The sequence below is a fragment of the Tenacibaculum mesophilum genome (genome assembly GCF_003867075.1).
Classification (GTDB): Bacteria; Bacteroidota; Bacteroidia; order Flavobacteriales; family Flavobacteriaceae; genus Polaribacter; species Polaribacter mesophilus.
Window position 1 is genome coordinate 2765242 of record NZ_CP032544.1, and the last position, 18894, is coordinate 2784135.

The 18894-nt window shown below is 32.2% G+C and carries 20 protein-coding genes and 1 tRNA gene; 5 read left to right on the plus strand and 16 right to left on the minus strand.

Going from position 1 to position 18894, the window contains the following annotated elements; translation table 11 throughout:
- Positions 1–25 precede the first annotated feature (25 nt).
- The 9 genes from D6200_RS12490 to pdxA all read right to left on the minus strand — a co-directional run bounded on the left by D6200_RS12490 (position 26) and on the right by pdxA (position 7238).
- Positions 26–439 carry a DUF6691 family protein gene (locus D6200_RS12490; protein WP_073182143.1) on the minus strand — a complete coding sequence of 138 codons (414 nt, stop codon included), beginning with the start codon at positions 437–439 and terminating at the stop codon, positions 26–28.
- 1 nt (position 440) lies between these two features.
- A complete protein-coding gene (locus D6200_RS12495; protein WP_083574772.1) occupies positions 441–1001 on the minus strand; it encodes a YeeE/YedE family protein in 561 nt (186 codons plus the stop codon).
- The gene (locus tag D6200_RS12500) at positions 1001–2239 is read right to left on the minus strand and encodes a 3-deoxy-D-manno-octulosonic acid transferase (protein WP_073182139.1); all 1239 of its coding nucleotides are present in this window, start codon (positions 2237–2239) and stop codon (positions 1001–1003) included. The genes D6200_RS12495 and D6200_RS12500 overlap by 1 nt, the downstream gene beginning before the upstream one ends.
- 69 nt (positions 2240–2308) lie before the next feature.
- Complete coding sequence (gene accC / locus D6200_RS12505) at positions 2309–3649, minus strand: acetyl-CoA carboxylase biotin carboxylase subunit (protein ID WP_073182137.1); 1341 nt, start codon at positions 3647–3649, stop codon at positions 2309–2311.
- Between the two features lie 87 nt (positions 3650–3736).
- Positions 3737–4219 (minus strand): acetyl-CoA carboxylase biotin carboxyl carrier protein, encoded by a 483-nt coding sequence (accB, locus tag D6200_RS12510; protein ID WP_047789946.1) that lies wholly within the window; start codon positions 4217–4219, stop codon positions 3737–3739.
- A gap of 24 nt (positions 4220–4243) precedes the next feature.
- Entirely contained in the window at positions 4244–5239 is a 996-nt protein-coding gene (locus D6200_RS12515) for a beta-ketoacyl-ACP synthase III (RefSeq protein WP_047789947.1), read from the minus strand.
- Positions 5240–5389: 150 nt separating this feature from the next.
- Positions 5390–5584 carry a 50S ribosomal protein L32 gene (rpmF, locus tag D6200_RS12520; protein WP_047789948.1) on the minus strand — a complete coding sequence of 65 codons (195 nt, stop codon included), beginning with the start codon at positions 5582–5584 and terminating at the stop codon, positions 5390–5392.
- A gap of 8 nt (positions 5585–5592) precedes the next feature.
- Positions 5593–6129 (minus strand): YceD family protein, encoded by a 537-nt coding sequence (locus D6200_RS12525; protein ID WP_073182135.1) that lies wholly within the window; start codon positions 6127–6129, stop codon positions 5593–5595.
- 74 nt (positions 6130–6203) lie between these two features.
- Positions 6204–7238: a 4-hydroxythreonine-4-phosphate dehydrogenase PdxA gene (gene pdxA / locus D6200_RS12530; RefSeq protein ID WP_073182133.1), complete on the minus strand. Its 1035-nt coding sequence runs from the start codon at positions 7236–7238 to the stop codon at positions 6204–6206.
- Between the two features lie 63 nt (positions 7239–7301).
- Here pdxA and D6200_RS12535 point away from each other — a divergent pair, with 63 nt between their 5' ends.
- Together D6200_RS12535 and D6200_RS12540 are read left to right on the plus strand one after the other, a co-directional pair.
- A complete protein-coding gene (locus D6200_RS12535) occupies positions 7302–7892 on the plus strand; it encodes a riboflavin synthase (protein ID WP_073182131.1) in 591 nt (196 codons plus the stop codon).
- A gap of 29 nt (positions 7893–7921) precedes the next feature.
- Complete coding sequence (locus tag D6200_RS12540) at positions 7922–9466, plus strand: patatin-like phospholipase family protein (protein ID WP_159432113.1); 1545 nt, start codon at positions 7922–7924, stop codon at positions 9464–9466.
- Positions 9467–9486: 20 nt separating this feature from the next.
- On the opposite strand, the gene D6200_RS12545 is transcribed toward D6200_RS12540, so the two are convergent.
- The 7 genes from D6200_RS12545 to D6200_RS12575 form a co-directional block, all read right to left on the minus strand.
- Complete coding sequence (locus D6200_RS12545) at positions 9487–9810, minus strand: hypothetical protein (protein ID WP_073182128.1); 324 nt, start codon at positions 9808–9810, stop codon at positions 9487–9489.
- 6 nt (positions 9811–9816) lie between these two features.
- Entirely contained in the window at positions 9817–10278 is a 462-nt protein-coding gene (locus D6200_RS12550; RefSeq protein ID WP_047789954.1) for a hypothetical protein, read from the minus strand.
- Positions 10279–10433: 155 nt separating this feature from the next.
- Positions 10434–11303, minus strand: a complete 870-nt coding sequence (locus D6200_RS12555) for a universal stress protein (protein ID WP_053056727.1) — start codon at positions 11301–11303, stop codon at positions 10434–10436.
- A gap of 3 nt (positions 11304–11306) precedes the next feature.
- Positions 11307–12923 carry a BCCT family transporter gene (locus D6200_RS12560; RefSeq protein WP_073182126.1) on the minus strand — a complete coding sequence of 539 codons (1617 nt, stop codon included), beginning with the start codon at positions 12921–12923 and terminating at the stop codon, positions 11307–11309.
- Positions 12924–12942: 19 nt separating this feature from the next.
- The gene (locus D6200_RS12565) at positions 12943–14100 is read right to left on the minus strand and encodes a hypothetical protein (protein ID WP_073182125.1); all 1158 of its coding nucleotides are present in this window, start codon (positions 14098–14100) and stop codon (positions 12943–12945) included.
- 336 nt (positions 14101–14436) lie between these two features.
- A tRNA-Ile gene (locus tag D6200_RS12570) sits at positions 14437–14510 on the minus strand.
- 53 nt (positions 14511–14563) lie between these two features.
- A complete protein-coding gene (locus D6200_RS12575) occupies positions 14564–15535 on the minus strand; it encodes a polyprenyl synthetase family protein (RefSeq protein ID WP_082118667.1) in 972 nt (323 codons plus the stop codon).
- Positions 15536–15661: 126 nt separating this feature from the next.
- Between D6200_RS12575 and D6200_RS12580 the strand changes: the two genes are divergently transcribed.
- The 3 genes from D6200_RS12580 to D6200_RS12590 are packed head-to-tail and all read left to right on the plus strand — an operon-like array spanning position 15662 to position 18884.
- Positions 15662–16270 (plus strand): TetR/AcrR family transcriptional regulator, encoded by a 609-nt coding sequence (locus D6200_RS12580; protein WP_047789959.1) that lies wholly within the window; start codon positions 15662–15664, stop codon positions 16268–16270.
- A gap of 5 nt (positions 16271–16275) precedes the next feature.
- Entirely contained in the window at positions 16276–17688 is a 1413-nt protein-coding gene (locus D6200_RS12585; protein ID WP_073182123.1) for a TolC family protein, read from the plus strand.
- Positions 17689–17699: 11 nt separating this feature from the next.
- Positions 17700–18884, plus strand: a complete 1185-nt coding sequence (locus D6200_RS12590; RefSeq protein WP_073182121.1) for an efflux RND transporter periplasmic adaptor subunit — start codon at positions 17700–17702, stop codon at positions 18882–18884.
- Positions 18885–18894: the final 10 nt, after the last annotated feature.

An 18894-nucleotide genomic window follows, 5' to 3' on the forward strand; every position in this document is an offset into this window, starting at 1 on the left:
ACTAAATTATCCAAGGTTTTTTATATTAATTAGGTAACTTCTTACTCAATAAACCATAAATAAAAGCCCCTATAAGAGCTCCTAAGAGTACAATAATCATTGGGATTATTCCTTGTCCAATCAAAACAAAAATAGGAGCAGGACAAGCGCCTGCTAGTGCCCAACCTAACCCAAATATAGTGCCGCCAACTAAAGTTCTAATAAATCCTTTTTTCTTTTCTCTAATGTTAATTTGGTTCCCTAAATAATCTTTAACCTTTCCACTTTTAAAGAAATACATAAGTATTGCAGAAATAGCTACGGCAGAACCAATAATACCATACATGTGAAAAGATTGGAATCTAAACATTTCATAAATTCGATACCAAGAAACAGCTTCTGATTTAGATAAAATAATTCCGAAAACTATACCAATAACTAAAAATTTTATATTCTTCATCTTAACCAAATATTAAAGGGAATAGAGCCCAAGTCATTATTAAACCACCAATAAAAAAACCAATTACTGCAATTAAAGAAGGTAATTGAAAACTACTTAGTCCTGTAATGGCATGTCCTGAGGTACATCCTCCTGCATAACGAGTTCCAAATCCAATTAAAATTCCAGCAATTAATAAAATTGTAAAACCTTTTAAGGTTAACATGTTTTCAATGCTGAAAATTTCATTAGGTACATAGGTTTCTCCTGCATTTTGAAAACCTAAATTAGCTAATTCATTTACAGTTGTTGGGTTTAAATCAATTTTTGGTGTAGCAGAGAGGTAGTTAATGGCTATATATCCTCCAATTACTAAACCAATTAAAAAAACAATAGCCCAATCACGTTCTTTCCAATCTTTCTTAAAATAATCAGATACTTTACCTGCTCCAACCATGGTACACATGGTTTCTAAATTAGTTGATACTCCAAAATTTTTACCGAAATAAAAGAATAAAAATAGTATAAAGGCGATAAGTGGCCCAGATACATACCACGACCATGGTTGTAATATAAAATCCATTATAATATGTTTTTTAAATAAGTGATAATGTTTTTTGTTGCTCCCACATTTTTTAAAATATAATTGTGGTTAACTTTCCCCATTTGCTCTCTTAGTTTTTTGTCTGATTGTAATAAAGCAAAATTACTGGAAAATTCATTAGTATTTGTAACGGTCTTTGCACCTCCTATTTCTAGTAAATCAATTGCTTCTTGAAACTTACTGTATTTATTACCACCAAAAATAACAGGAACACCATATGTTGCTGGTTCCAAAATATTATGTAAACCAGTAGCGAGTCCACCACCTACATAGGCAGCATCAGCGTATGAATATATTTTTGTAAGTAAGCCAATAGTGTCAATTATAAAAACTTGATATCCTGATAACTCTTTGTTTAGGTTTTCAGAGTAAAGAACAGTTTTTTTATTGATTGAGTTTTGTAACTCTTTAATCTGTTTTTTATTGATGTTATGTGGAGCAATAATAAACTTTTCATCATCAGTTGCGTGATTATTTAAATAATCTACAATAAGTTCTTCATCTTCTTTCCAAGTACTTCCCGCAACAACAGTGTAATTATTATTTTTAAACTCAGAAATAAAATCTAACGAGTTATCTTGTTGTAAAATATCGTATACGCGATCAAATCGTGTATCACCAGCAATGGTTACGTTATTAAAATTAATAGAATTTAATAAGTCTTTAGAAGTTTTGTTTTGTACAAAAAAGTGATTAAAAACAGTTAGTTTTTCACGCATAAAACCTCCATACCATTTAAAAAAGGATTGTTTTTTTCTAAAAATTCCTGAAATTAAAATCGTAGGAACATTATGTTTTTTTAATTCTGAAAGAAGATTAGGCCAAAACTCATACTTTATCATAATAGCCATATCTGGATGTACTTTTTTGATGAATTTTCTAACGTTCGATTTTGTGTCTAATGGTAAATAGCAAATAACATCAGCTAATGGATAGTTTTTTCTGATTTCATAACCAGAGGGGGAGAAAAAAGTAACAACTATTTTGTAACCTGTATAAAGCTGTTTTAACTCTTCAATAATAGGTCTTCCTTGTTCAAATTCCCCTAAAGAAGCAGCATGAAACCAAATTACTTTATCAGTTTTGGAAATACTGTTTATTCTTGAAAATGTTTCTTTTCTCCCTTCATAAAATAACTTTATTTTTTTGTTGAATAAAGCTATTAATGGGAGTAATATAGATACTACAGAAAGAAGTAAATTGTATAAAAAATTCATTATGCGAATTTATGAAATAAAAAAATCAGTGAAGTTACTCACTGATTTTTTATTCTACGTTGAAATATGTTATGATTCCATTTCAAAATCTTCCATGAACTTAGTGGTATAATTACCTGCTACGTAATCTGGATGATCCATTAATTGTCTGTGGAAAGGAATTGTTGTTTTTACACCTTCAATAACATACTCATCTAATGCGCGTTTCATCTTGTTAATCGCTTCTTCACGAGTTTGTGCAGTAACAATTAACTTAGAAATCATTGAATCGTAGTTTGGTGGAATCATGTACCCAGCATACACGTGAGTATCGATACGAACACCATGACCACCTGGAGCGTGATATGAAGTTATTTTTCCTGGAGCAGGTCTAAATCCGTTATAAGGATCTTCTGCATTAATTCTACATTCAATTGAGTGTAATTGTGGCTTGTAGTTTTTACCTGAAATTGGCACACCAGCCGCAACCAAGATTTGTTCACGAATTAAATCATAGTCTACAACTTCTTCAGTAATTGGATGCTCTACCTGAATACGAGTATTCATTTCCATAAAGTAGAAGTTACGGTGTTTGTCTACTAAGAACTCAACTGTACCAGCACCTTCATACTTAATATATTCAGCAGCCTTTACAGCAGCAGCTCCCATAGCATCACGTAATTCTTCTGTCATGAATGGAGAAGGAGTTTCCTCAGTTAATTTTTGGTGACGACGTTGAACTGAACAATCTCTTTCAGATAAGTGACAAGCTTTACCATAAGCATCACCTACTACTTGGATTTCAATATGGCGAGGTTCTTCAATTAACTTCTCCATATACATATCGTCGTTTCCAAAAGCAGCTTTAGATTCTTGTCTTGCAGAATCCCAAGCATCTTTTAAATCTTCGGCTTTCCAAACAGCACGCATACCTTTACCTCCACCACCGGCAGATGCTTTTAACATTACAGGGTATCCTGTTTCTACAGCGACTTTTTCACATTCTTCAAATGTGGTAATTACACCGTCACTACCTGGTACACATGGTACTCCAGCAGCTTTCATGGTAGCTTTAGCATTCGCTTTATCTCCCATTTTATCAATCATCTCAGGAGAAGCTCCGATAAATTTAATTTCGTGCTCTTCACATAGTTTTGAGAATTTAGCGTTTTCTGCTAAGAAACCATATCCTGGGTGAATTCCGTCAGCATTTGTAATCTCTGCAGCTGCTATGATGCGATCCATTTTTAAATAAGACTCGCTACTTGGAGCAGGTCCAATACAAACAGCTTCATCAGCAAATCGTACGTGTAAACTTTCAGCATCTGCTTTTGAGTAAACAGCTACTGTTTTTATCCCCATCTCTTTACAGGTTCTAATTACACGTAGCGCGATTTCGCCTCTATTGGCAATTAATATCTTTTTAAACATGTCTTTTAGTTTATGAGTTTATTGGGTTTAGTTGTTTAAGAGTTTAGCATAGCTAAACTTCTAAACTTAAAACTTCTAAACCAAAAATTATGATGGGTCTACTAAAAATAATGGTTGATCAAATTCTACTGGAGAAGAATCATCCACTAATACTTTAACGATTTTACCAGATACTTCTGATTCAATTTCGTTAAATAATTTCATTGCTTCAATGATACAAACAGTATCACCAACTTTTACTTCTGTTCCTACTTCAGCAAAATTAGGTTTATCTGGGGAAGGTTTTCTGTAGAAAGTACCAATGATAGGTGATTTTATAGTTACATATTTTGAGTCGTCAGTAGATTCAGCTGCTACTGGGGCTGCAGCTGGTGTAGCTGGTTGTGCTACTGGTGCAGGAGCCATCATTTGTGTAGCTGCTGCAGGAGCAGGGGCTTGAATAATAGTAGTTTCAGGAGTGTCACTTCCAGTTTTAATGGTGATTTTAATATCTTCCATCTCTAGCTTTACTTCACTTGCACCTGACTTAGCTACAAACTTTATAAGACTTTGAATTTCTTTAATGTCCATTTTCCTAAATTTTAGTTGTTTAGTTTATGAGTTATAGGCCCATTTTAAATAGATAGCTCCCCATGTGAAGCCTCCACCAAATGCGGCAAAAATTAAATTATCTCCTTTTTTCAACTCTTTTTCATAGTCAGCAAGTAACAACGGTAAAGTAGCAGACGTTGTATTTCCATACTTATGAATGTTCATCATTACTTTATCATCTTCTAAGCCTACTCTATTAGCAGTAGCTTCGATGATTCTTTTATTAGCTTGGTGTGGTACTAACCACTGAATGTCATCTTTTGTTAAGTTGTTTCTGGTTAACATTTTTTCAGAAACATCTGCCATGTTAGAAACAGCAAACTTAAATACAGTTCTTCCTTCTTGATGAACAAAATGTTGCTTGTTTTTAACAGTGTCTTCTGATGCTGGTAAAATTGATCCACCTGCATCGATTTTTAAGAATTCTCGACCAATTCCGTCGCTTCTTAAATACTCATCTTGTAACCCTAAACCGTCGTTATTAGGTTCAAATAAAACAGCACCTGCCCCATCTCCAAAGATGATACAAGTAGCTCTATCGCTATAATCAATAATTGATGACATTTTATCGGCACCAATTAACAATACTTTTTTATATCTACCGCTTTCAATATAACTAGAGGCAGTTGACATACCGTATAAAAAACTAGAGCAAGCCGCTTGTAAATCATAAGAAAAAGCATTTACGGCTCCTATTTTAGAAGCTGTATAAGCTGCAGTTGAAGCTACAGGCATATCTGGAGTAGCAGTTGCTACGATAACCATGTCAATGTCTTCAGGGTTTGTATTTGATTTTTGAAGTAAATCTTCTGCTGCTTTTATTGCCATGAAAGAAGTTCCAAGACCTTCGCCTTTTAAAATTCTTCTTTCTTTGATTCCTGTTCTCGTAGTAATCCACTCATCATTGGTGTCTACCATTGTTTCTAGCTCCTTATTAGTTAGAGCATGTTCTGGAATATATTTTCCTACCGCTGTTATAGCTGCAGTTATTTTAGTCATAGTTGTTTGTTTTGTAGTAAAACGAGTTTTCAAAGTAATGAAAATTATTTCACTTTTTTATAGAAAAAAACATCAAAAAGAGTATTTTTTGATGTAAAAACATAAAAAAACCCTCAAAGTAGAGGGTTTTTTTATTTTTTAAACTAGTTTTTAAGCCTCAGCAGCAGCACTTTCTAATACTACTTGACCTCTGTAATAAAGTTTTCCTTCATGCCAGTGAGCTCTGTGGTATAAATGAGCTTCTCCAGTTGTAGGATCAACAGCTATTTGAGGTACAGAAGCTTTATAGTGAGTTCTTCTTTTATCTCTTCTAGTTTTAGATATTTTTCTCTTTGGATGTGCCATTTTATGTCTTATTTATCTGTTAGTAAATCCTTTAATTTATCCCATCTAGGGTCTGTTGATGTTTCTTCAACAGTTTTTTCTTCGTTTATTTTTAATTCCTCTAATTTTCTTAAAGCATCTGATTGCATAGTACCATCAACAACATTTGGGTGTACTCTTTTGCTCGGTACTGATAACACAATTAACTCATATATATATTGAGAAACATTTACTTGATAAGCTTCATGTGGAAGTATCAAGATTTCATCGTGTTCATCATTAAACTCAGGTCCAAACTTAACAACTAAATCTAAATTACCATTGATTGGTAAATCAAATAATTCATTAGTAATGTCACAAGGAACATTAACTGTTCCGCTTATGTTAAAAGCAAGCTCTAATAAAGTGCTTTTTTTAACAAATGTAACATCAGCTTTTATGTTAACGTTGTTAAACTCGTCAAACTGAAATGCTTCAAAGAACGTTTTGTCAATTTGATATTCAAACAAATGACTTCCTTCTTTTAAACCTACAAAAGGTATGTTGAATTGTTTTAAGTCTTTCATCTACAACTATCAATTTGAGCGTGCAAAGATATAAAAAATGTTTTTACTTTTATGTTTTGAGTAAAAAAAATGAACTATTTTGCTTTTAATGCGTTTTTTGTAAGTTCTTGATACTCTTTTCGGTTCTTAAATATTTGTAATGAGGTAAATAAGGCTTCTTTAAAAGATGTGGGATTAGCATTATTTTTACCAGCAATATCAAATCCAGTTCCATGGTCTGGAGAGGTTCTTACCTTGCTCAAACCAGCAGTGAAATTTACACCATTTCCAAAAGATAAAGCTTTAAATGGAGCCAAACCTTGGTCGTGATACATGGCTAAAACTCCGTCAAATTGTTCATAGGTTTTTGAACCAAAGAAACCGTCGGCTGCATACGGGCCAAAAACTAATTTACCAGTTTCTTTAATTTCAGTAATAGTAGGGCGAATAATTTCGTCATCTTCAGTACCAATTATCCCATTGTCACCACAATGTGGATTTAGCCCTAATACTGCAATTTTAGGTTTACTAATATTAAAATCTTGTTTTAAAGAGTTGCACATGATTTCAACTTTAGATTTTATAAGCTCAGGAGTAATGGTTTCAGAAACTTTAGAAACAGGAATATGACCAGTTATTAAACCAATACGTAATTCATTTGTCATTAAAATCATTAAACTTCTTCCATCAAAGTTCTCTTCTAGATATTCTGTGTGCCCTGGGAACTTAAATTTTTCAGATTGAATATTTTCTTTGTTAATAGGAGCTGTAACAATAAGATCTATTTGATTCTTTTTTAAAGCTCCAACAGCTGCTTGTAATGATTTTAAGGCAAATTTACCACCTTCTTCAGTAGTTTTACCTAAGTCTACCTTAACCTCTTCTTTCCAACTGTTTAATAAATTAACTTTACCATGAACAAGTTTATCTAAAGAAGTAATTCCATGAATACTGGTGTTAAGTCTTAACGTTTTTTTATGATATGAAATCAATTTGTTTGAAGCAAATAAAACTGGAGTGCAAAAATCAAGCATTCGTTTGTCTTCAAATGTTTTTAAAATAATTTCGATACCAATTCCATTGATGTCCCCAACCGAAATTCCGACAATAATTTTGTTTGCTTTATCCATAGTTTACTTTCGTAGGTAAAGTTGTATTTTTGATGCTAACAAAAGTAACTAAATTTTTATAGAATGTTTACCGGAATAATAGAAACTCTTGGAATTGTAAAAGGGATTGAGCGTGAAAAAGAGAATTTACACCTTACAATAAAAAGTACAATAACCAATGAATTAAAAATAGATCAGAGTGTAGCACATAATGGTGTTTGCTTAACAGTTGTTGCAATTGATAAGGATGAGTATACAGTTACAGCTATAAAAGAAACACTAGACAAAACGAATATAGGTGATTTACAGGTAGGAGATGAGATAAACCTTGAAAGAGCAATGAAGTTAGGGGCTCGATTAGATGGGCACATAGTACAGGGACATGTAGATGGAACAGGGGTTTGTAAAAATATAGAAGATGCTGAAGGGAGTACAGTTTTTACTTTTTCATATGATTTTAATGGCTCTAATGTTACGATTGAAAAAGGTTCGATTACTATAAACGGAGTAAGTTTAACTGTGGTAAACTCTAAAAAGGATGAGTTTAGTGTGGCTATTATTCCATATACTTACGAGCATACAACCTTTAAAAACTTTAAAATAGGTATCAAAGTGAATTTAGAATTTGATGTGATTGGGAAATATGTTGCTAGATTACACGCTTTAAGAGGATAAGATAAAATTATAAAAATTGCATGAAAACCATGGAACTATTTAAGTCTATTGCCTTATGTTTTTCTGGAGGAGGATATAGAGCTGCTTGTTTTTCATTAGGAACATTGTCTTTATTAGAAAAAGTAGGTTTACTAGAAAATGTAAAAGCAATTTCTACCGTTTCTGGAGGAACAATTACCGGGGTTAAGTATGCACAATCTCAAATTGAAGGAAAAGAGTTTCAAACTTTTTTTGATGAGTATTATGCGTGGTTAGCAAAGGATGAGTTAACAAGTAATGCACTTAGTCACTTGAGATGGCCTTTAATTTGGAATCAGCCCGAAAATAAGCACAAGCGAAAAAATCCGATTAATGCGTTTGCTATAGAGTATAATAAGTTAACAGATAATGCAACTTTGGGAGAGGTTCAAGATGCAATTAGCGAAGGAAAAACGCATTTAGAAAGGGTGATTTTTAATGCAACAGATTTTGATAGTACACATCAGTTTAGGTTTCAAAATATAAAAGGAAATCAAAAAAGGTTTGGAAATGGAAAAGCACATAGCAAATATAAAGGAGTTATTAATGATATAAAATTAGGAGATGTAATAGCTGCTTCTACAGCATTTCCGGGAGGATTTGAGCCTATAGGTTTTCCGTACGATTTTACTCCGAAGCATAATGATTTAGAGGAAATAGGATTGATGGATGGAGGTATTGTAGATAATCAAGGTGCTTCTGTTTTTGTGTCTGAAGCGCAAAATCAATGTGAAGGAAAACCTGAACTTCATGACTTATATTTTTTGTGTGATGTTTCATCACCATATCCAGGAGAGGGTTTTAAATTTGCTTCTGATTCTTGGTTTAGTAAGTATGTGTCCTATGTGTCTAGCGCTTTTACCTTGTTGTTTATGTTGATAGTTACCGTGTTTTTTGGAGTACAAAAGATGATGGTTTGGTACACAGTGAGTGTTGTAATATTAGCTTTTTTGGTGTTTATTCACTTTCTGTTTTTTTCATTATCTAAATTAATGCAAAATGAAACAGGTGTAGATCAAAGGTTATATTTACCACCAAGAAGAGTTGGTTTTTATATACTTAACAGAGCAAAATCGTTGGTTCGCATGGCAAGTGTAGTTTTTCTTAAAAATGATAGGAGGCAACATGCAAATGCGATTTATAGTACTTTTCCAAATAAAATAATTACATCTACAGTGTATGAGTTACGATGTAAAGATGCTTCAGGAAATCAAACAACCCGACCAGAGAACGAGAGAGGTTGGGGGGAAATAAAGAAATATACAGGGGGTATAAGCGAAGCAATTATTAAAAATTCAAATAAAAGCACATCTTTCGGCACTACTTTATGGTTCACGAAAAAAGATAAGGCAAATGGTATGTTAAACAGTGTTATTGCATGTGGGGAGTATACTGCTTGTTATAATTTGTTATCATATCTAATTATTCAATATGGTGACAGAGCTACTGAAATGCTAATTTTTAAAAAATTATTATCTCTTTGGAAGAAATTTCAAGAAAACCCCCATTTTTTAGTAGAGGAGCGTCAAGAAAAATTAAAAACGATGAAAGGGTAAATATTCATCGTTTTCTAGTTTTAAAAAATTAAAGTTTTTATTGTGCTTACGATAGTATTAAGAACTTTATTTTTAAAATGACCTAAGCTTATTTTTGAAATACCTGCGGCTTGTAAAGCTTTCATTTGGAATAAGTCTTTCTGGCTTTTTACAAGCCATTCAAAATCTTCTACGGTAAGTTTTCCTTGTGCTAATAAAGACGTCCATCTTTCTAGTTTGTCTTTTGAATCATTCAAGAATAGTTCAATGTCTTTTTTAGATTCTTGTGAAAATTCACTAAACTTATCACTAAATAAAGAGATTAGTGATTTTTTTAATTCTTGTAATATTTTTTCGAAATCCATAGCGTATTAATTGTTTGAAAGAAGTTGTAGTAATTTGTTTTTTGTAGCAGGTTCTTTTTTACTTTCGTATTCAAGTAACAGATTAAATGCCTCAGTTATTTGCCCTTTAGCTTCCGTGATAAAAAAAGGAGAAAGCTTATTTTTTTCTTTCCATCGTTTTAAAAAACCAGCAAGTAAGTTTTTGTCTTGGTCAGCTAATAACAACCACATTTTATAGGTTATCTCGTTGTTGGGCTTGTATTTCTCGTATTCAACAATTTTAGCAATCTCATTTTGTAGTTTTTCAATTTCTTTACTGTTTTCTTCGTAAGGATTTTCAGCTTTGTCTATAAGTTGAGTAGCATCTATTTTTATTTCAATAGTTTTTTGAAATGAGTATTGATCGTATGGAGCTGTTTTAAGAATACTACAAGAAGAAAGAAAAGCAGTAATGAGGATTAAAATAAAGAAGAGTTTGTTAGTTTTCATAGTTAAGTTAATTTTTACCGAATAAATTTAATAATTTCTAAAAAAAGAATTAGAGATAAAACCCTGAAAATTTCATAGGGTTTTAATGGTAGATGTTTTAAAAATAAACTTGAATAGTATTATAAAAAAGGGAGTTGAATTTTCAACTCCCTTTTTTATGAGGCAATATAGTGTTTTACAACCCATAAAGGAATATGTAAATCTTGTGTAAATAACTCTTCTGTTACACTTCCTACTAAAAGAGAAGTGAAGTTATTATGCCCTTTATCTGCTACAAATAAAATATCAGTTTTGTCTTTTTCTGCAATAGCTCTTATTTTTTCAGGAATACTGTCATCACCAGCAGAAGCTTTTATTGTTTCTACGTTTGAAGCTTTTGTTTTATTAAGTAGTTTCTCAAATTGCAAGCTAACGTGTTTTTCCACTTTTTCGCGAGCTTTATCTATTTTAATGTAAGGAAAAAATAACTGAGGGATTTTAAAAACATTTAATACTTTTAATGTAGGTTGCTCTTTCTTTTTGTTAATGGAAGAAGCGGTGTTGAAAGCTTTAAGAGAGGCCGAAGAAAAATCGGTTGCAATCATTAGGTTTTCTGGATTTAGATTGGCTTCTTTAGGAATGGAAAGAATATTGCATTTTGCCATTCGTAATAGTTTTCCTGAAACCGATCCAGATCCTTTGTAGGTGTTTTTATTACCTAAAATAATTAAATCAGCATGATATTTATTAGCAACATAGCTAATTAAGCTCTCTGTATAAGCATCGTCAGAAACTAATAACTCATAATTACAATCGGCATCAAAATGTTTGTTGATGCTGTTGTCTAACTCCTCTTCAATAATATCTTCAATACTAATGTTTTCTAACTGTTCAGAAAATAAGTTGCTTATTTCATACTTTTTTACATTATGAATAAAATATACATTCTCTGTTTCATGGTTTTTTGCAAGCATGCTACAATACTTAATAAGTGTAACATCTAGTTCGGAAAGATCTAAGGCAACTAGTATATTTTTAATTTTCATAATTTAAGATTTTTGTTTTTTCGAATCTATTAATCTTTTCACAGTTTCCTGGTATTCTTCCTTTTCTTTTTGGTTTAGACGTTTGAGATGTTCTTTATAATCTTCTTTTAATCCTTTAAAAAGAGAATAGCACATTAATAACAAAAGTAAGGTAAAAGGAAGTCCGGTTGCAATAGATGCTGTTTGAAGAGCTTTTAAGCCACCTCCTAATAATAAAACGGCAGCCACAGCACCTTCTGCAAGTGCCCAAAATATTCGTTGACCTACTGGGGCGTCAATTTTTCCTCCAGAAGTTAAACTATCTACCACTAAAGAACCAGAATCTGATGAGGTAACAAAGAAACTAGCAATAAGTACAATAGCGATAATATTTAGTGCCATGGAAAAAGGGAAATCTTCTAAGAAGACAAAAAGAGCGGTAGCAACATTGTCATTTACACCGTCTGCAATAGTTGTATCTCCACCTAAAATCTCATGTAACGAGGTTGCTCCAAAAGCCGTAATCCAAAATAAGGTAATCAATGTAGGAACAATCAATACTCCAAGAATAAACTCTCTAATAGTCCTTCCTTTAGAAACACGGGCAATAAACATACCTACGAAAGGAGACCAAGCAATCCACCATCCCCAATAAAAAATAGTCCATGAGTTTTGCCATTCTGTTCCAGTATAAGCTTCAGCCCATGTGGAAAGGCTAATTAAATCATTTGCATAACTACCTGTATTTTGTACAAATGACTTTAAAATGAAAATAGTAGGCCCTAGAATTACTACAGCAAGTAATAAAAGTACTGCAATGCGCATATTCATTTCACTTAAAAATTTAACACCTTTGTCAACTCCTGAGATTACAGAAATGGTAGCAATTAATGTAATTCCTACAATTAACCATATTTGTAGCGAAATTCCTGAATTTAAACCAAAAACATGCTCTAAACCTGCGGCAACTTGTTTAACACCTAGGCCAAGAGAGGTTGCCAAACCAAAAACAGTAGCTAAAACAGCAAAAATGTCTATAATATCACCAATTCTACCATGAATTCTATCTCCTAAAAATGGGTAGAAAACAGAGCGGATTGTTAAAGGAAGTCCTCTGGAATACGTAAAATAAGCTAAAGATAACCCCACCAAAGCGTAAATACCCCAAGCATGTAATCCCCAATGTAAAAAAGTAACATTCATGGCTTCTTTGGCAGCAGCAGCTGTATTAGGGTCAGCTAAAGGAGGAGAAGAAAAATGATAAACAGGTTCAGCAATACTCCAAAAGAGTAATCCAATACCCATACCAGCACTAAAGAGCATTGAGAACCAAGAAGTGGTTGAGAACTCTGGTTTAGCTTTTGCTCCACCAATACGTAAGCTTCCGTATTTACTAAAAGCTAAGTAAAGCATAAACGCAACAAAAATATTTACCGCCAAGATAAATAGCCAACCAGTTTTGTTAGCTATAAAATTTTGTGTTATATCAAAATATGATTGAGCTCTTTCTTTAAAAAGCAAAGTTAAAGCTACACTAAGTATAATTACAATTGAAGATGTGAAGAATACAGGTCCGTTAACATTGAGTCCAAAAATTGATTTCCGTTCGTCACTTCTAATTATTTTTTTTGCTTTCTTCATGTGTTAATGTTTTGTTCTATTAAAAATAATATCCAATATTTATGTTAAATCTCATGTCCCAATTAGCATTAGGAGTTCCGTTGGCTAAAGCATTTGTCCATACAGGTCCTAACCAAGGATGATCTTTTCCTGCTGCAAAGTCTATATAGGTATAAACATTACCAGCTGTTACCAAGAGCCCAAAAACATTCATAATACTGTCTTCAAAATTCTCAGCTGTTTTATCCATATAACCAAAGTCATTATAAACTTGTATGCTAGAAATAGGTTTCCATTTTACAGGGAAGGTATATGCAGCGCCTAAAGTATATGTTGTTGCTTCTGTTGCAGTAAGGTAAGGAGCTCCATAAGCAGTTAAGGCTATAAGATCTTTATAAGTAGTATTCTTTGTGTTGTATTTGTATTTAGATACTTGCGCTTTAGTATCAAAGTTTTTCACGTTTAATTGATAGTGTAAGGCAAAGGCATGATGGCTAGAGGTGTCTTCGGTGTCTAGATTATAGAGACCACCATATTGTGCAGAAAAACCTATTTTGTGTTGTGTGTTTTTATTTCCGAAGTGATAATTTACTTTTCCATTTAATTGGTTTGTTTCTTTATACCTTAAGTCTAAGGAGCCATCCCCATTAATGTCTATAGAAGCAACATCGTATGAGTATCGACTATCGGAAACATCAGAGTTACTTCCAAAATTAAGTTCTTCAGCATTTTTGAAAAAAGCTAAAGCATATTCCCATTTTTTGCCTTTGTGTGTGAATTTTAAACCCATATCATGATCGTCTTCTAAACCAAGGTAATAGTTAATACCAAAAAACCAGCTATGAGAATTGTATTGAGTAATACCAAAAGGTACTTGCGTTAATCCTAATTGAATGTTGTCTTTTTCATTAAAATCATACCCTAGCCAACCTTGTTTAAGCATACCTCCTCCAAAACTTTGAGAATAAAAACGGTACTCAGCATTAAGTTTTATTCCTTTGTATTTTGCTTTAGCGTTAATTCTGAAGACGTCGAAACCGAAATCGCCTCCACGTTTTTTTTGACCATCTTTCCAAGAAGATAGGTTATAGTTAAATCGTAGTGCTCCGCCAATTTTAACCTCAGGCTTTTCTTGTGAAAACATAACTGTAACAAAAGAAAAAGCAACCAAGATTAGGCTTTTTTTTGTGAAATTCATTATTAATATTGATAAATGTAAAGGAAGTGTACTTGTAAAAGTACATGCTCAAGTGAAAGGAGAAGAGAGTTCTCTTTTTAGCTTAAAAGAATGATGGTTGTCTTGAAGGGGGAATGAATTTATCTGATTGATTCCTAAAAACTAAAAAGTTAAAACTGAATACTCGTTTGTTCTTTTTGTCTTTGAGTTTTTTTATCATAAGGCCGCAAAGGTACTGATTAAAAAGGGGAGGTAAAAGAAAAATTTTATAAAAAGCACTTGCAAATGATATGTAAGTGCTTGTTTATGTGTTTTGTATAAACAAAAAAAGCTTCACAAAAAGTGAAGCTTTAAAGGTGGTCCCACATGGGCTCGAACCATGGACCCCCTGATTATGAGTCAGGTGCTCTAACCAACTGAGCTATAGGACCTGTTAAATTTGGATTGCAAAAATAAAACTTTTTTTAAATAAACACCTATTTTTTTACACTTTTCTGCTCATTAAATTTTTTCCAAAAGTACGTAACCCTTCTTTATGTTGATCAGAAATGTTAAGGTGATTTAAGCTTTCGAAAGACTTATCTGTGTAGTACTCAATAAGTTTGTGTGTTTCTTCTGGGATGTTGTTTTTCCTAAAAATAGATGAAACAATAGCTACTTTTTCAGTGTTATTTTTTTGCTTTCTATTGTAAAGATCTAGTAAATTTTCTTTGTCAGAACTATTTGCAACTTCTAAAGCTTTTAAATAAAGATATGTTTTCTTATTTTCGATAATATCTCCTCCTACTTGTTTTCCAAAAGAATCTGGATCACCAAAGGTGTCTAAATAATCGTCTTGTAGTTGAAAAGCGATTCCTAAATTTAAACCGTAATTGTATAAATGTTGAGCTTGTTCTTCGTCAGCTTTAGCAACAATAGCGCCCATTTTTAAAGCAGCAGCAACTAAAACAGATGTTTTTAATGTAATCATTTCAATGTACTCATTAATGGTTACATCATTTCTAGTTTCAAAGTCAACGTCTAATTGCTGACCGTCACAAACCTCTAAAGCAGTTTTGCTAAATAATTGTGCAAGCTTTTGAAAAACTTCAGGCTCATAATTTTCAAAATATTGGTATGCCAAAATAAGCATAGCATCACCAGATAAAATACCTGTATTTATATTCCATTTTTCGTGTACAGTTTCCTTTCCTCTTCTTAAAGGAGCATCATCCATTATGTCATCATGTACTAAAGTGAAGTTATGAAAAACTTCAACAGCAAATGCAGCAGGTAGAGCTTTTTGATAGTTATTAGAAAAAATATCAGCAGCAATTAAAGTTAAGACTGGGCGAATTCTTTTTCCTCCTAATCTCAAGATGTAATCTATTGGTTGATAAAGATTTTTAGGTTCTTTTGTAAACTTCTGAGATTCTAAAAAAGTTATAAAGTCTGATTGATATGATAATATGTCCAAATCTGAAAATTTTTGTAAAAATAAGGTAAAGATAAATTTTAACTATAACCTACATGTTAAAAAAGTTTAAAACCTTGGAAACTTTTTTTGTTTCTGAAGTTTCCTGTTGTACATTTGCATCCGATTATGAGAAATAAAATAATTAATAAAGCAGGAGAAATGTTTTTAACCTTAGGGTTTAAAAGCACAACGATGGATGATATAGCGAAAGAACTTGGCATGTCTAAAAAAACATTATACAAGTACTTTTCAAATAAAACAGCTTTGGTAGATGCTAGCACAGAATCGGTTCATAATACAATAAGTGAAACGATTGAGATGGTCAAAAGCCAAAATTACAATGCTGTAGAAGAGGAGTTTGCTGTGAAGGCAATTTTTAAAGAAATGTTTAAAAATGCAAAAACTTCCCCTATGTACCAACTAAAAAAATACTATCCAGAAACCTATACAAAACTAATAGAACGAGAAGTTTGTATGTTTAGAGATTGTAACGTAGATAATTTAAAAAAGGGAGTTGAACAAGGTTTGTACCGAACAAACATAAAAGGAGACCTTTTAGTAAATTTTTACTTTACATTAGTTTTTGGTGTGTTTGAAAGTGAATTGTACAGCAACGATATGCAAGAGGTTATGGAAATTGAATATGAAATTTTAGAATATCATATTAGAGCGATAGCGACTCCAAAAGGAGTAAAAGAATTAGAGAAACAATTAAAAAACATAAACAAAAACTAAAAATAATGAGGAAATACATATATAGTGTATTTGTGTTCTTTTTTACAGGGTATATAATTGCTCAAGAAAAAGAAATGAGTTTATCAATGCAAGAGGCAATTGATTATGCTATAAAGAACAGTTACGATAATAAAGTATCTTTAAACGATATTGAAGCAGCTAAGAAGAAAAAATGGGAAACTACTACTATTGGTTTACCACAAATAAACGGGAAAGTAGAATATCAAAATTGGCTAAAACAACAGGTGTCTTTATTACCAGTAGCAGCTTTTGATAATACTCAAAGCACAATAGATGTGGTAGAGGAATATTTTGATGGAGTAATTAGAAACGGAAAACAAGTTGTAACTCCAACAGGATTCGTTCCTTTAAGGTTTGGAACAAAACAAACAATGAATGCTTCAGTAACATTAACACAGCTGTTATTTGACGGGTCATATTTAGTAGGGCTGCAATCAGCAAAAACATACTTGAAAATTTCAGAACAAGCAAAGGTAAAAACAGAGTTAGCAACACGCGAAGCTGTTATTAATGCTTATGGAAATGTATTAGTTACAGAAAAGTCAATTGAAATCTTAGAAAATAACAAAAAGATATTAGAGAAAAACTTGAATGAAACCCAGAAAACCTATGACAATGGGTTAACAGAATTAGAAAACGTAGAGCAATTACAAATTACTTTAGGTAATGTTGAGAGTAACTTAAGAAACGCTGAACGATTAAAAGAAATAGCATACCAAATGCTGAATGTTTCTTTAGGAAACTCGATTGAAACAAAATTAACACTAACTTCTTCCTTAGATAATCTGGTTATTGATAATACCGATTTAAGTTTATTAGCTACTCAATTTAATATTGATAATCATATAGATTTTAAAATTGCTCAAAATGATAGAGAAAGTAAGCGTTTGCTAATGAAGTTGGAGCAGAGTAAAGCTTTACCAAGCTTATCAGCGTTTATAAACTATGGAGCTAATGCCAATTCAGACGATTTTAATTTCTTAGAGAGAAATCAAAAGTGGTTTGACTATTCGTTATTTGGAGTAACCTTAAATGTGCCTATTTTTAGTAGTTTGGGAAGAAGTTCAAGAACAGCGCAAGCAAAAATAGCATTGGAAAATGCAGACATTCGATTAGAAGAAGCAAAGCAAAAGTTAAACTTACAAGTACAAAGAGCTAAAAGCGAGTATCAATTAGGAATTGAAAATTACGAAACAGCGAAGAAAAACTTAGCATTAGCTGAACGAATAGAAAAAAAGCAACAAGTAAAGTTTTTTGAAGGGATTTCTTCAAGCTTCGATTTACTACAAGCACAAAATCAGTTATACACACAGCAAAACAATTACGTACAATCAATGTTGAACGTAATTGCTAAGAAAGCACAATTAGAAAACGCATTAAACATACCACTAAAATAAAATCAACTATAATGAGAAAAATATATTCACTATTCGCAATTACATTGCTTTTAACCTCATGTGGAGGTAAAAAAGAGCAATCTGTACAAGACGTAATAGCATCTAACGATTTAGCTAAAATTAGAGAGAAAAAAGCGTCGTTAGATACACAAATGCAAACACTATCTGATGAAATTAAGGTTTTAAATGATAAAATTTCTGAGTTAGACACGAATAAAAAAGTTCCATTAATTACAGTTCTTTCAGCAAAAGAAGAGGTTTTTGATCATTATTTAGAATTGCAAGGAGCTGTACAAACAAAACAAAATGTGTTAATTTATCCAGAAATGCCTGGACTTCTAGTACGTATTTATGTGAAAGAAGGACAGTATGTTAAAAAAGGACAAGCTTTAGCAAAAATTGACGATGGAGGTTTGGCTAATCAATTAGCGCAAATTGAAGCACAAGCAGCATTAGCAGAAACAACATATAAACGCCAAAAACGTTTGTGGGATCAAAAAATAGGATCTGAAATTCAGTTTTTACAGGCAAAAACTAATTATGAAGCACAAACCAATGCGGTTAGTCAATTAAGAAGACAATTAGCAAAATCGGTAATTACAGCACCTTTTTCAGGAGTAATTGATGATGTAATTAAAGAGCAAGGAACAGTAGTTGCTCCAGGAATGGGGTCAGAAGTCTTTAGAATTGTAAACTTAAAAAACATGTACATCGAAACAGATGTACCTGAAAGTTATATTACTTCTATTAAAAAAGGAAAAAATGTAGAGGTTGAATTCCCAGTATTAGGAGAAAAGTTAACATCTAAAATTCGTCAAGCAGGTAACTTTATTAATCCAGCAAATAGAACATTCAAGGTAGAAGTAGGTGTACCTAATCATGAGGGTAAGATTAAACCTAACTTAACAGCAAAGTTAAAAATCAACGATTACTCTAATGAGAAAGCAATTTTAATTCCTCAAAGTATTATTTCAGAAAATGCTAATGGAGAACAGTATGTGTATGTGGTAGAAGATATCAAAGATGAGGTAGGAACAGCTAAGCAAACAATTATAACTACAGGGAAAACGCAAGGAGATATTATTGAAGTTTTAAGCGGAATTGAAAGCGGAACAAAAATTATTGAAGAGGGAGCTCGTAGTGTAAAAAACGGACAAGAGGTTAAGGTATTAACTCTTTCAGAAGAAGCAAAATAAGACACCAAAA